General features: G+C 49.1%; 10 protein-coding genes and 1 pseudogene. 5 read left to right on the forward strand and 6 right to left on the reverse strand.

Annotation, left to right across the window (positions count from 1 at the left end; translation table 11 throughout):
- Positions 1-17: 17 nt before the first annotated feature.
- Positions 18-2273, reverse strand: coding sequence for an ABC transporter permease subunit (locus HR45_RS06070; RefSeq protein WP_037440788.1), 2256 nt, complete (start codon positions 2271-2273; stop codon positions 18-20).
- 185 nt (positions 2274-2458) lie between these two features.
- Between HR45_RS06070 and HR45_RS06075 the strand changes: the two genes are divergently transcribed.
- The 5 genes from HR45_RS06075 to HR45_RS06095 all read left to right on the forward strand — a co-directional run bounded on the left by HR45_RS06075 (position 2459) and on the right by HR45_RS06095 (position 7138).
- Positions 2459-2962, forward strand: a complete 504-nt coding sequence (locus HR45_RS06075; protein WP_037440797.1) for a glycine cleavage system transcriptional repressor — start codon at positions 2459-2461, stop codon at positions 2960-2962.
- Positions 2963-3055: 93 nt separating this feature from the next.
- The gene (locus tag HR45_RS06080) at positions 3056-3871 is read left to right on the forward strand and encodes a DUF2797 domain-containing protein (RefSeq protein WP_037440802.1); all 816 of its coding nucleotides are present in this window, start codon (positions 3056-3058) and stop codon (positions 3869-3871) included.
- Positions 3872-4152: 281 nt separating this feature from the next.
- On the forward strand, positions 4153-5832 hold the full coding sequence (locus tag HR45_RS06085) for a carbon starvation CstA family protein (protein ID WP_037440805.1): 1680 nt from the start codon (positions 4153-4155) through the stop codon (positions 5830-5832).
- Positions 5833-5838: 6 nt separating this feature from the next.
- Positions 5839-6111, forward strand: coding sequence for a cory-CC-star protein (locus tag HR45_RS06090; protein WP_037440817.1), 273 nt, complete (start codon positions 5839-5841; stop codon positions 6109-6111).
- Positions 6112-6130: 19 nt separating this feature from the next.
- Positions 6131-7138 (forward strand): ArsA family ATPase, encoded by a 1008-nt coding sequence (locus HR45_RS06095; protein WP_037440819.1) that lies wholly within the window; start codon positions 6131-6133, stop codon positions 7136-7138.
- A gap of 92 nt (positions 7139-7230) precedes the next feature.
- Here the strand turns inward: HR45_RS06095 and HR45_RS06100 are convergent, their stop codons facing one another.
- The 5 genes and pseudogenes from HR45_RS06100 to HR45_RS19770 form a co-directional block, all read right to left on the reverse strand.
- A complete protein-coding gene (locus HR45_RS06100; protein ID WP_037440821.1) occupies positions 7231-7728 on the reverse strand; it encodes a hypothetical protein in 498 nt (165 codons plus the stop codon).
- Between the two features lie 324 nt (positions 7729-8052).
- Positions 8053-9879, reverse strand: coding sequence for a diguanylate cyclase (locus HR45_RS18995; RefSeq protein WP_052074549.1), 1827 nt, complete (start codon positions 9877-9879; stop codon positions 8053-8055).
- A 275-nt stretch (positions 9880-10154) separates the two neighbouring features.
- Positions 10155-11747 (reverse strand): ABC-F family ATPase, encoded by a 1593-nt coding sequence (locus HR45_RS06110; protein WP_081933402.1) that lies wholly within the window; start codon positions 11745-11747, stop codon positions 10155-10157.
- Positions 11748-11955: 208 nt separating this feature from the next.
- Complete coding sequence (locus tag HR45_RS06115; RefSeq protein ID WP_277619572.1) at positions 11956-14181, reverse strand: heavy metal translocating P-type ATPase; 2226 nt, start codon at positions 14179-14181, stop codon at positions 11956-11958.
- A 150-nt stretch (positions 14182-14331) separates the two neighbouring features.
- Positions 14332-14943 (reverse strand): annotated as a pseudogene (locus HR45_RS19770) (heavy-metal-associated domain-containing protein); the annotation flags it as partial.
- Positions 14944-15021: the final 78 nt, after the last annotated feature.

Genomic DNA, 15021 nt, shown 5'->3' on the forward strand with positions numbered 1-15021 from the left:
TTTAATTACCTCTTGTATTACAAGGAGCTATAACGTTCGCGCAAGCGCTGACGGACAAGCTCGGCAATGGTGTTGAATACAAAGGTAAACAGGAACAACACAAAGGCCGCCAAAAACAGCACGCGATAATGAGAACTGCCAATGGCAGACTCGGGCATTTCCACCGCAATATTCGCCGCCAAGGTGCGCATCCCTTGGAAAATACTCCAATCCATAATGGCAGTATTCCCCGTCGCCATCAGTACAATCATGGTTTCACCGACTGCGCGCCCCAATCCCATCATCACCGCAGAGAAAATCCCTGGGCTCGCGGTCAACAACACCACGCGCGTTAACGTTTGCCAAGGGGTTGCACCCAACGCCAAACTGCCGTTAGACAAATGTCGTGGGACGGAAAAGATGGCGTCCTCAGCAATCGAGAAAATGGTTGGAATGACGGCAAAGCCCATCGCAATACCCACCACCAACGCATTCCGCTGATCAAAGCTCAGTCCAAGCGTATTGGTAATAAACAGGCGGCTATCACCATGGAACAGCCACAGCTCAACAAGCGGGCTTAAGCTAAAGCTTAGCCAAGCCACCACACACACCACGGGGATCAACAATAACTCTTGGTAAGTATCTGGCAGCCATTGCTTTACAACGGCAGGCGCTTTCGACCAAGCAAACGCGACCGATAGCACCGCTATTGGCTCTAAAATCAGCAATAACAGAAGCCCAGGAAGATGAGACTCCACCAGCGGTGCCAGCCATAATCCCGCAAGAAAACCGAGGATTACCGTTGGCAAGGCTTCCATAATTTCAATCGTCGGTTTAACCACGGAACGGATCCGCGCCGACATAAAATAGGCGGTGTAAATGGCGCCAGCCAGTGCAATGGGGGTCGCAAATAACATGGCATACAGGGCTGCTTTTAGCGTACCGAATGCCAGTGGTGTCAGACTTAGCTTGGCTTCAAAATCATCTGAACCAGACGTCGACTGCCACACATATTGTGGCTCTGGGTAACCTTCATACCAGACCTTTTGCCACAGCGCACTCCAGGACACTTCCGGATGTGCATTGCTCACTGCATAAAGACGCAGGCTATCCGCCGTTTCCGCTATCAGCGCATCAGCCCGAGGGCTGAACGCTAACGCTCGTACGTGTTGCAACGGCAATTTTTCGGCTAATAGTTCACGTTCACTGGTGGTGTATAGCAGCTTAAGCGTGCCATCATCTGCCACCGTGGCAAAACTGCGGCGGTAGTATTCGCTGGCGAGATCGTCAATCTTGCCTAAGTGGGTAAATTGGCGAATGAACTGGTAACGACGTCCACTATCGCTGTTTACTTGAAAATATTGAGCTACCACGCCATCGCTATAACTTACCAGCACCGAACTCGCGCCAGCGAGCAGCTCAAAATCGGTGACCTTGGCATGGGCGCGTTCAAGATTCAGCACCTGTAGCAAGCTAACGTTACTGGCGTCTTTGACATCGTAAACAAAGGCTTTATTGGTTGACAGCAACAGCGCTTGCTGTTGATCAGGCGTCACCAACTGGCTGGTCACATGGGTAGGCGTGTCGGGCAGTTGCGCCTTTGATGATTGCCATTCGACTTCTTCGGTCAGCAGGTTCTCTTCACCATCCATGCGCAACAGCTGCCAATGCTGAGTAGCATCAAGATAAATAAAACTCAGGCGCTGTTTGTTATAGGCAAAAGCGAGCTGATTGAGCGGCTGCTGCTCATTTGCAACCGTCAATAAAGGAGCCCCAAGCGGATAGCGAATATTAGGCGACACCACGCGCTGATTATTAGGGTAACTGACACTGAAATCGACATTACCCAGTAATACTTGGCCGTTACTCAAGCCGAAGGCGAATAGCTGCTGGCTTGGCATAGAACGCGCGCTGCTGACAATACTCACACCATCGGGCACAGGCAATTGTTGATGTGACACCTGTTGTTTCGCCACATTAACAAAATCGACCGCAGCATCTTCCGTTACGCGGTACATAATGTGGTGAAGTTCGTCGCTGCCGACCATCAACACCTCACTCTCGCTTTTAGGCAGTGTAATATTTGCTGCTGGCGTAACTGACGCTGAGGCAAAAATCGGTTTTATGACATAAAGTAGATAAAAGAAGATCAGCAGCAAGGCAACAAACACCATGATGCCGCCAAGAGACACTCCTAGTTGTGTGAGTTTATCCTTAATTGCCCGACGGTTAGCCCGCTTGGCTTGTAAAATGTCATGCTTTAAGGGGGCAGGCTCAGAAACCTGACGTTCCATTGAAAACCTCAATTATAAAACTCGTGAACGTTGCCACTGTGATTCATCGCCAGCCTGTGGTAACAATGGACGCCAGCAAAACTTGCACCCATGTTGGTTAATGTGGGCAGGCTAAATTATATGACGCAAAAATGACAGTAATGTTACAGCGTCTAACGCTTTGAGCATACAGGAGTTCGCAAAACATGGGCCGATATCTCATTACATTACAAGTTCCTGACCGAAAAGGCTTGGTTGAGCAAATCGCGAACGCCGTCAATCACCATGGCGGCAACTGGCTCGACTCGGAATTACGTCATATTGACGGCATCTTTGCCGCTATCGTGTTGTTAGAAGTCGAAGAGCAGCATTGGGATGACTTAGTTGAAGCACTAGAAACGATTGAAGGCATGAATCTGACCAGTGCAGCAGCCGGTATCGTCAGTAAACCCGGCAAGCGACTCACGCTGAGCTTAGTCGCCTATGATCGCCCTGGTTTAGTGCGCGAGATATCCAACAAAGCGAGTAGCTTAGGTATCAACATCGAACAGTTTAGCAGTAAGTTTGAAAGCGCAAGTCATACTGGCATTGCCCTCTTTCGTGCGACCATAAGCCTCAAGCTCACCGATGCGATTCAAGAGGAACAACTCACTGAAGCACTCTATGCCATTGGCGATGATGTGGTCATCGACAAATTGCGTAGTCGCTAACCAAAGCGGCAAAGCTAATCGTTTTTTTCTATCACAATGCTGTTTGAAGCCTGATAGACTGCGCAGTTTCAACCATCACCATTGAGCCTAAACATGATTGGAACGCTGGATAAAATGGCAGTAAGCCTGAGTGACGACGGTATTGCGCAATACCATCTGCGCGTCGCAGAGCAGTCACTCGCACTTAACCCCTTAATCGGTAGTCAACTGACGCTAATCCATACCGGCAACATCTATTGCTGCAATTGTGGTAAACGCACCAAGAAAAGTTACTCCCAAGGCCATTGCTTTGTCTGCATGAAGAAACTTGCCAGCTGTGACATGTGTGTGATGAAGCCTGAAACCTGCCATTTTGAACAAGGCACCTGCCGTGAACCAGAATGGGGCCTAAGCCACTGCTTTGTGCCACATTATGTTTACCTAGCGAATACCTCTGGGCAGAAAGTGGGCATTACCCGCCACACGCAATTACCGACGCGCTGGCTGGATCAGGGCGCTACTCAGGGTATGCCGTTGTTTAAAGTTAATTCGCGTTATCTATCAGGGTTAATTGAAGTTACCTTAGCTCAACTCATCGCCGATAAAACCAATTGGCAAGCCATGCTCAAAGGCGACAATCAACCGCTGGACTTAGCGAGCTTGGCCGCAGAGTTAATGCCGAAAATTCAGCATCGCATTGATGAGTTAGACGACAATGCCAAATTTGCTATCGAGCCACTCAACGCCAACATTACGGACATTCAATACCCTGTCACCCAATTTCCGACAAAAATTAAATCACATAATTTTGATAAGGCGGCGGAGGTCTCCGGAACCCTGCTCGGCATAAAAGGCCAGTATCTGATGTTTGATACAGGCGTGATTAATATTCGTAAATTTACTAGCTACGAAGTCGAAGTTAGCCATTAAAATCCGATTTTGCCGCGATTACTTTTCATAATCGCGGCAACACCACCTCATTTGATGTAATAAACCACCAATTTCCCTCACTGGTTACAAGTCTACTCAGCAGCAAATCTGCAACTTTTTCATTAACATTTAGCATTTGCTAATTCACCTATACTCTATTATTGAGATCAATATCTTAGCGAAATAGTGAGTGTTCGACCTTGGTCGGATTCTAGCCACTAAGGAGTATTCGTTAACATCATCTTTGATAACCAAAAAACAACACTCAGAGGTAAATACCGATGAACGCGATTTTTCTCATGTTGATGGGTTTGGGGGCAATGGCATTAGGCTACTTTGTATACTCCAAATTTATCTGCCAAAAGATATTTAAAGTTGATCCAAACTTTGTCACACCCGCTCATGAAATGAGTGATGGCGTTGACTATGTTCCTACCAATAAATATGTCCTATGGGGACATCACTTTACTTCAGTAGCTGGGGCAGCACCGATTATTGGGCCTGCCATTGCGGTGATCTGGGGTTGGGTACCCGCATTTTTATGGGTGACACTCGGCACCATTTTCTTTGCCGGGGTGCATGATGCTGGGGCGATTTGGGCGAGTAACCGCAACAAGGCAAAATCGATAGGTGCAGTCACCGGTGATATCATCGGCAGCCGCGCGCGTTCAATCTTTATGATTGTGATTTTCCTCGTGTTGTTGATGGTTAACGCGGTATTCGCAGTCGTAATTGCCAAGCAGCTAATTAACTTTCCAAGTGCGACGATTCCAGTCTGGGGCGCGATTGTGGTGGCCTTGATTGTGGGTCAGTTGATCTATCGCCGTCTCATCAATCTGTTGGTGGTTTCCATCGTTGGTGTAGTCGCTTTATACGGCATGATCTATATCGGCCCAATGATGCCGATTTCATTGCCGGAAACCATTGGTGCACTAAGCGATAATGAAGCTTGGATTATTTTGCTGTTCGTCTATGCCGCTATCGCTTCACTGTTGCCAGTGTGGATGTTGCTGCAACCGCGTGACTACATCAATGGTATCCAGCTGTTTATCGGTCTAGGCCTGCTCTACGGTGCCGTGATTATTTCTGGTCCTGAAGTCGTAGCGCCAGCATTCAACACCGATGTGCCCGCCGGAACACCGTCCATAGTGCCGCTACTGTTCGTAACCATCGCTTGCGGTGCAATTTCTGGCTTCCACGGTTTGGTCGCGTCAGGTACCACCTCTAAGCAGTTGGATAAAGAACCTGACCTACGCTTTGTCGGTTACTTTGGTGCCATCGGCGAAGGCTCACTGGCATTGGCTGCCATCATCGCAACCACTGCGGGTTTTGCCACACTTGCTGATTGGCAGAGTGTCTACCATGCCTTTGGTCAAGGTGGTGTTGGCGCCTTTATCCGTGGCGGTGCCAATATTCTTGAATCTGGGCTTGGCCTAGATGAAACCATGGCACAAACGCTACTGACGGTAATGGTGGTGCTGTTCGCCGGGACCACAATGGATACAGGTCTGCGTCTGCAGCGCTATATCTTCCAAGAATGGGGCAGCATTTATAACATGCCATGGATGAATAAAGGCTCAGTTGCTACCCTGCTAGCAGTAGGTAGCTGCTTGTTATTGGCCTTTGGTGCTGGCGGCGACGGTTCTGGTGGTTTGTTAATTTGGCCACTGTTCGGTACCACTAACCAGCTACTCGGCGGTTTAACCCTGTTGGTTATTACCGTTATGCTGGTGAAACTGGGCCGCCCAATGATCTATACCTTAGCGCCATTGGTGTTCCTGTTGGTGATGACCATTGCCGGCTTGGTGATCCAGTTAAAAGGCTTCTATGTTAAGGAAGACTGGTTCCTGTTTACCCTCGACTTAGTGGTGCTGATTGCTGCGATTGTGATTACGTTAGAATGTGTCGCAACGCTCACCAGCACGATTAAAGAGCGTAAAGCCGCAGAAGCAAAAGAGTAACGTTATATGAAACTTGAAAAGATCCGTCGTCTGATCCGCGATGCCAGCCAGTTTGCGGAAGAAGCCTATAATGCGCCATTTCGTTCGGCAGTGGCTCGCGCACGTCGTGAGCAGGACGATCTTTTCATGTTACTCATTTTTTCAGAAATGATGGGCGTACCCAATCCTGCGAGTTATTACACGCTGGAATTGCAGCCCATCATGCTGGAAAAGTTCCATGATTGGCATAAACGTATGGGGATGCCCCATTCTCCGCTTGATCAATTTAAGTGCTGTTAATTGAAGGTAAAGCTAAGCAATGGATTCGTTGACCAATAAGCAGGTAATTTGGGTAGGCGGCAAAGGTGGCGTCGGCAAAACCACGGTTTCAAGCTCCTTAGCGCTACTCGCCGCTAACCGCAATAAAAAAGTCCTGTTAGTGTCGACCGATCCGGCTCACAGTCTGAGCGATGCCTTTGGCCGCCATATTGGTAATCACATAACCCGTATGGCACCCAATTTAGATGCACTGGAAATCGACCCGGACGATGAAGTCGAACAACATCTAGCGCAAGTCACCAGCCAGCTAAAACGCTTCACTCGGCCGGAAATGTTTAGCGAGATTGAACGTCAGATGCGTTTAACCCGCCAGTCGCCTGGTGCGCAAGAAGCGGCATTGCTGGAACGCATTGCCAAAACCATAGCACTAGCACAACAGCAGTATGATTTAGTGATTTTCGATACCGCGCCGACGGGCCATACCTTGCGCCTGTTAAGCTTGCCGGAAGCAATGGCAGCATGGACTCAAGGGCTGTTGAAAGCCAACGAACGCTCCGAAAAACTCGGTGCGGTGATGGAACATCTGACGCCCAAAAGCGGCCGTGATGTGACCAATCCCTTTGACGATCCAACCGAGCACGCTACAGCGGGCATGGACCCACGTAACAAAGCCATTGCGGAGACGTTACTGACCAGACAACGCTTATTGCAGCGTACCCGTGAAATCCTGTTAGATAAGCAAAAAACAGCGCTGTTATTTGTGCTGACGCCGGAAAAATTACCGATTTTAGAAACGAGTCGTGCGGTCGCCTCACTACAACAGGAGCATCTGCCATTGGCTGGACTTGTGGTAAATCGTATTCTACCGGAAAGCGCCGATGGTGAGTTTTTAGCGCAGCGCCGCATTCAAGAGCAGAAACATCTGGCAGATATCGATCAGCGCTTCAGTCAGTTACCGCTGTTCAAATTGCCGCTGCAGCCGACCGACATTGAAGGTATTGATGGGCTAGCAGCCATGTCAGAGCGATTAGCTAACAGCGGCATCTAAACGGCTTGCGTAGTGCGTAGATAGATGTTCTTCGATCGTTAGCCTCACAGCGCTAGCTGGTGTCACGATTTAGTTTTGATTCAATGAGATGACTATTCTGGAAACTTCGTCATTTTCATGGTTTGACACGTTTTCAAATCGCTCCCCTTTTTCCCCATCGCCAAGGTCATCTCATATGACGAATCAGGGGTAAATCTCAAGCTCATTGCCACGCTTAATGTTGGCATTCCTTCGGTGTGTTCTGGAATAAAATCAATTCCTTTCTCTGGTGGTTCAGCCGCTTTGACTATGAATGTATTCACAAAGCCCTCACTAAGAAACTGATGGAATCTGAGAACACGCTCTGAGTCGCTCCAACTGATATAGCCAACATCTTCATGCTTTTCAGACTGCCCAATAGCATTGCTTGTTACTGAAATCGTCGTAAGGCGAAGGAAGTTGTTATCCAGCACAAACTCCCATTTATGCTGGACTTGGGATGTCTGACCAAACCCTGTACTTTCACCTCGCCACTCACCTTGTAGCTTTGACACTGTCGTCCATGCTTTGCCTTTGGGTGAATCGTTTGCAAGTGCGGATACTGACACCATGAATAAGACCGCTGCGACGCATCTAGCTAAAAACTCAGTCACTTAAAGAGCCCACTATTGTTTTATAAAAAGGATGAAGTCACTTTGTAGCATTGCAAAAATTTGGTCAATTTTCGCATACAAGAGTGAGCCTGAACTCACGTTGTTGCCGTGGAATACGACGCATCAGAGCGCTTCCAACGAAAATAGAGATATCTGTAAGATATACGCGCAATGAAAACGAGCGTCGTTATTTCCACTCAAGAGGAAAATAACCGCTGCATCTGTATTGTGATTCGTATTATGCAAGGCGTTATAAATAATTTTTCGCTGCCCATGCCTTCACTAAACGTTATTATGCGTGGCGTTGCTAAGCGGCGGTTGTATTTGGTTGCGACCGTTGGCTTTAGCTAAATAAAGCTGCTCGTCGGCATGCTTTACCAGCAATTTCATGTCATCTTGTTCGCATGGACAGATACTGGCGTACCCCAGACTGATGCTGACCACGCCTAACGCTAAATCATCACGTCGCAATGCTTTTTCCACAAGAGTTTGCCGCAGCTTTTCAGCCAACGCCCCCGCCTGCACTACATCAGTATTGGGTAACAGTAACGCAAACTCTTCCCCACCGTAGCGCGCCACTAATGCGCTGCTGTCTTGCACATAAGATTGCAGGTGCTGCGCAACCGTTCTCAACGCCACATCTCCGGCCTGATGGCCAAAGTTATCGTTGTAAGCTTTGAAGTAATCGATATCGCATAAAATCACGCTCAGTGGTTGCTGCTGCACTAAGGCCTGCTGCCATAGCGCTTTTAAACGTTCACCAAAGACCCGCCGATTGGCGATGCCAGTCAGCGGATCTTGCTCAGATAGCTTCGTCAGTCGCTCATTTGCTTGTTGCAATGCGAGCGTACGATGATGCACTTTCTGCTCCAGCATTTGGATCGAATTTAACTGTGCCTTCGCCAGCATCGCCAGACTATCGCGCAGATATTCCACTTCAATATAGGTCGGCTTATCAGTGTGATAGTCCGCTAACTGCTTGAGCGTGTTGTGACTGGCCATAGCCGCAATATTTTCAATTGGACCGGCAATTTTACGCGCCAATGCTGCGCCGATAAACATCAGCAACAACAGTAACAATGCCGTGATGAAAATCGTTGCACGTACCTGTGCCATAATCGGTGCGGCAATGTTGTCAACCGGCAGCAGTACCACCAATTGCCAACTGAGTTGCAGACCTAAATCTATCTGCTTCACCTCCAAAAGATAGCTAGTACCATCAACTTCGATGCTATTGGGAATGTACGCGGTCGCCGCAATTGACGGAAGTTGCCGCAACAAAGGCGATGGATGGTTGGCAATACGGTAAGGCTCACCATTAGTGGCATTGACTGGCAGCAGCGCCGTGTTAGACGATGCAATCAACTTACCGTTGTGTTGTTCGGTTAAAAAAGCTAACCCGTTATAGCCAATATCCAGTTTGGCCATAAATTGATTAAGGCGATTCAGCGCAATATCCACCGCTACCACAGCCAACAGCTGCCCATCGGGCTGAACCACAGCTTTGGAAAGGCTGATGCCATAGTTATCACTATCAAGGTAGTGATAGATTTCCCCCCAACACGCCTGCAGCGGTTGAGCAATCGCGCACTGCATAAATGGCCGCTTTCGCGGATCGTAACGACCAGGTATATGATTTTCAGCTAGGCCAAAATGGTCATCCAAGCTCGGCGCATAACCGATAAGATGCCGGTCATCACTCTCTATATTGCTGGCGATCTGAATATTTTCAGGTTCATTGGGAGGCCTTGATGCCGCAATAAAACGGCCATCCATCATGGCGACACTGACAAAACTCAGCTGCTGGTGCTGACGGAGTTGACTCAGCAACCAAGGGGCATTCTGTTGCAAGTTAGCTGTCGATAAATTGCCATCTAACAGAGCGGCGGAGTTGATATCACTAATGGCCGGCATAACTTCGGTGAGGCTTTCGACGTATTGCTCTACGCGTTTGCCCAGCTCTTGAGCAACACTATGGCCCATGGAGCGCGCGAGCGTTTCGCTATTTTGGTAGGACACAAAACAAAAAACAGCCGCTGCTATAAAAAACAGAAATGAGAACGGCAAAATAATCATAAGACGCAATGGGTAGGTGCGTGCAAATAACATAAAAAGCGTTACCTATATTACAGATTGTTCATATTTTTAGGTTTTGCTTTGGAGTTTAATTCAGCATCCATTGCTGCTCTTGAAAAGCGGCTAGAAGCATAAACACTCTGCGGCCTTGATGCAATCAATGTTCAGTTTTGTAGCTAAATTGTTAGCTGTACTGAATAAGGCCAAGTTAAAAAGGCGACTTTGTATACCAGAATCCGCTGATTGTCTCACTAGGAAGCAAAAAAATCCCCGCTCAATGGCGGGGACTTTTCTATCAAGGTTAAGAATTAACCTTCAATACCTTTGCTGGCGAGGAACTCATCATAAGAGCCTTTGAAGTCACGGACGTTACCATGCGCAATTTCCAGAATACGGTTCGCCAGTGACGATACAAACGCACGATCGTGCGATACGAAGAACAAAGTACCTTCGTACATTTCCAGCGCGTTGTTGAGTGATTCAATCGATTCCATATCCAAGTGGTTGGTTGGTTCGTCCATCACCAAAATGTTCGGTTTTTGCAGCATCAGCTTACCGAAGATCATGCGACCTTGCTCACCACCCGACAACACTTTAACAGACTTCTTGATGTCATCAGCGCCAAACAGCATACGGCCGAGTACCGCGCGAACGGCTTGGTCATCATCACCTTCACGACGCCACTGGCTCATCCAGTCAAACAGGTTCAGGTCGTTTTCAAAGTCATCAGCATGGTCCTGCGCGTAGTAACCAATTGAGCTGTTTTCAGACCAGTGAATGGTGCCTGATTTTTGTGGCAGTTCGTGGATCAGGGTGCGTACCAGCGTGGTTTTACCAGCACCGTTCTCACCCAAAATGGCGATGCGTTCACCCACTTCAGCAATCAAGTTGAAGTCTTTAAACAGCGGCTCATCGTAACCATTAGTCAGTGCTTCCACGTTCAAGGCATTACGGAACAGTTTTTTATCTTGTTCGAAGCGAATGTAAGGGTTAACACGGCTAGACGCTTTGATTTCGTCCAGTTTGATCTTATCAATCTGACGTGCACGAGATGTGGCTTGTTTCGCTTTAGAGGCGTTAGCCGAGAAGCGCGCTACGAAGGTTTGCAGTTCAGCAATTTGCGCTTTCTTCTTGGCGTTTTCAGCTACCAAACGCTCACGCGCTTGTGACGCAGCGGTCATGTATTCGTCGTAGTTACCTGGATACACGCGCAGCTCACCGTAGTCCAAGTCTGCCATGTGGGTACAAACTGAGTTCAAGAAGTAACGGTCGTGCGAGATGATGATCATGGTACTGTTACGTTGGTTCAAGGTTTCTTGCAACCAGCGAATAGTGTCGATGTCCAAGTTGTTGGTTGGTTCGTCGAGCAGCAGGATATCTGGATCAGAGAACAGCGCCTGCGCCAACAGCACACGCAGCTTCCAACCAGGGGCCACTTCGCTCATTGGGCCAAAGTGTTGTTCCAGCTCGATACCAACACCCAGCAGCAGTTCACCGGCACGAGATTCAGCGGTGTAACCGTCCATCTCAGCAAATTCCATCTCCAGCTCAGCCACTTTGATGCCGTCTTCTTCGGTCATTTCAGGCAGAGAATAGATGCGGTCACGCTCTTGTTTCACTTTCCACAGCTCTTTGTGGCCCATGATCACTGTATCAATCACGCTGTATTCTTCATACGCGAATTGATCCTGATTCAATTTACCTAGACGTTCGTTTTGATCCAGCGACACGTTACCAGCAGAGGGCTCCAACTCACCGGACAAAATCTTCATAAAGGTGGATTTACCGCTGCCGTTCGCCCCAATCAGGCCGTAGCGGTTACCGTCACCAAATTTGACGGAGATATTTTCAAACAGCGGCTTAGCGCCAAACTGCATGGTGATGTTAGCGGTTGTGATCACGTTAGGGATTCCCAGTTTCTTGCTGCAAAGTGTGCGTAATGCGAAGTTTAAAGCCAACCCCGCACAAAACGCGCCACTATAACAGCCCTATATGAATTATCAACTATGCCGGGCCATTTGCTGCGCTTAGCAGAGTTCATTTATCACGCGCTTATGAAACAGCAAAACCCAGCGTTGGCTGGGTTTTGCAACCTTGGCGCTATGGCATTTAGTCCAGCTTTTTAAACCTTAGACGATTAGCGTTGGTCACGACCGTTAAGGATGACAGCGCCATGGCAGCCCCCGCAATCACAGGACTCAGCAACACACCAAATAATGGGTATAACACGCCAGCGGCGACCGGAATCCCGACACTGTTATAAATAAAGGCGCCAAACAAGTTTTGCTTAATATTACTGAGCGTCGCTTTTGATAACGCAAAGCCTGCGGCAAGATTTTCTAACCTTGGCGTCAGTAGCGTCATATCAGCACTTTCAATGGCCACTTCTGTACCTGTTCCCAGCGCGACACCAACATCAGCCGCCGCTAGCGCTGGCGCATCGTTAATGCCATCCCCCACCATGGCGACAACCTCCCCCTGCTGCTGGAATTTCTGCACCCAAGCCTGTTTTTCATCTGGGAGCACGCCAGCAATCACCTGGTCGATATCCAGTTGCTTAGCCACTGCGTTAGCGGTGTGTTCGTTATCACCTGACAGCAATACGAGCCGTTTCCCTTGCTGCTTCAGTAGTTGCAAAGCCGCTTTAGCATCTTCCCGTAGCGGGTCACTGATTGCGACTAACGCCGCCAGTTGACCGTCTTTGGCCACTAGCACCGGCGTCTGTCCAAGCTCAGCTGCTTGCTTCAGCGCGTCATTGGCTGCGTCATCCAGCTCGATGTCGAACGCTTGCAGTAATTTTTCATTCCCAATTAACCACTGCGCCGCATCAATCTCGCCAACAATTCCCTGTCCTTGACGATATTCAAACTGAGCCACCTCAAGCAACGGCTGTTGCTGGCGTTTCGCCGCTTGCAGCATAGCTTCCGCTAATGGATGCGACGATTGCTGCTCAAGACTAGCCACTGCCTGTATTACCTGCGCCTCAGCCACATCACTAAAGCAGTTCACTGCCATCACGCGTGGTTTGCCTTCAGTAACAGTGCCAGTTTTATCCAGCACCACACAGTTCACTTTAGAGGCGGTTTGCAGCGCTTCACCGTTTTTAATCAATACGCCCATCTGCGCTGCGCGACCTACCGCCACCATAATCGACATCGGCGTTGCCAACCCTAACGCACAAGGACAGGCGATAATCAGCACACTGGTTAAGACCACCAACGCGTGAGATAACGCAGGTTCGGGCCCGATGAAATACCACACCACGGCCGCCAGCAAGGCGAGTAACATCACCACAGGGACAAACACCCCAGCAATTTTGTCGGTAAGACGCCCGATTGGCATTTTCGAGGTTTGCGCTTCCTGTACAAGGGCAATGATTTTAGCTAAGCGTGTGTCTTTCGGCTCCGACGTCACGCGATAGGTTAAACTGCCATCGCCATTAATCGTGCCGGCGCTGACCATTTCGCCAGCGGTTTTACTCACGGGTAATGGTTCACCAGTGAGCATGGCTTCATTGAGCAAAGATTGCCCGCTCACAACTTCGCCATCGAGCGCCACTTTATCGCCAGGACGTAAGCGCAACACATCGCCGACTTGTACGCTGTCAATCGCGACTTGCTGATCGCCATCATCCCCCACCAACCAGGCAGTATTGGCTTGTAAACCAATCAGTTTTTGCACCGCTTCACTGGTTTTTCCGCGGGCGCGTAACTCCAACGCATGACCTAAGTTAATCAACCCCAGAATCATCAAGCTGGCTTCAAAATAAACATGCCGAGTCCCGTCTGGAAACCACTGCGGCGCCATTACCACCACGGTAGAGTACAGCCAAGCAGTCCCCGTGCCCACGGCAATCAAGGTGTCCATATTGGCACTTTTGGCTTTAAGCACCCGCCAAGCACCAGAGAAGAAATGACCGCCGCAGTAGATTAACAGCCCTAAGCAGATAATCGCGGCAATGCCCCAGCCAAGTCGTGAAGCATCGCTTTCAACGCTCATCTCACCGCCAAACCAGCCCCACAACATCATCGGCAATCCCACGCCAAGTGTCACAATCGCTTGTATTACACGGGTGCGGTATTCCTTGGCATCATGTGCGGCCTTATCGGCCATAGCATCCGAAGCGTTTTCAATCACTTCGCCACGATAACCGGCAGACTGCAGAATTTGCTGCGCTTGTTCGGCCGCAATACTATTGGCAACCGACACTTGCTTATCCGCTAAATTGACTCTCGCAGCTACACCCGCGCTGTCAAATGCCTTTTCAATTTTGGTGACACAACTTGCGCAGCTCATATCCGGTACAAACAGCAGTAACTTTTCTTCGTTCGCCACAGCTTTTGCTGCAGTTGAAGATGGGGTGTCTGCGCTGGCCGCTTCCTCGCTAGCGACTTCTGCGGCCGATGCGGTACTGGCAGTGATGTTGCCTGCACCATCTGACGTTGGAGCGGAATTTTTCTCGATGCGCTCTGGCGTATATCCCGCCTCGCGTATCAATGTCTGCAGTTGCTCGGCATTCTGATCGGAAAGCACGGTTACCCGTTTGCTATCCAAATCCACCTGCACCTCGTCCGCTTGTTGTAGTGCATTACGAATCGATTTTTCGCAATGACCACAGCTCATGTCAGGCACCAAAAACTCATACCATTTTGCTTCGGTTGTTGGCGCTACTAACGGTGACGGTGTGAAACCCGCCTCTCGAATAAGCTGTTGCAAGCTATCGGTGGATTGCGTGCTGAGGACATCAAGCTGTTTAGTATCAAGATCGACGTTCACTTCATCGGCATCAACTAGCGCCGCTCGAATCGACTTTTCACAATGGCCACAGTTCATGTCGGCAACAACAAAATGTTGCCATTGCGGCGCCAATGTAGTTTCAGAAGGCATTTGCGCTTCGGCTTGATAATCTGCCTGCAGTAACCGTTCTCTGGCTTGTGCCTGTGTCAGCGTGGCTTGCTCGCCGAGCTCAAGTGTAAGTGATTTAGCGTCAACGTCAGTGCTGACATTCACATCCAGTTCATCAGCAAAAAGTGCGCTGATTTTGCGCGCACAGCCGCCGCAATGCATATTCGCAATATGAAATTGATAGGTCGTCATGGTTAACCTCCGGAGTCATCAGGCTCGTTAGGCAATATTTGAAACTTTGATGGATTACAGGTTAAAGTCTCCAGTAAC

The sequence above is a fragment of the Shewanella mangrovi genome (assembly GCF_000753795.1).
GTDB lineage: Bacteria > Pseudomonadota > Gammaproteobacteria > Enterobacterales > Shewanellaceae > Shewanella > Shewanella mangrovi.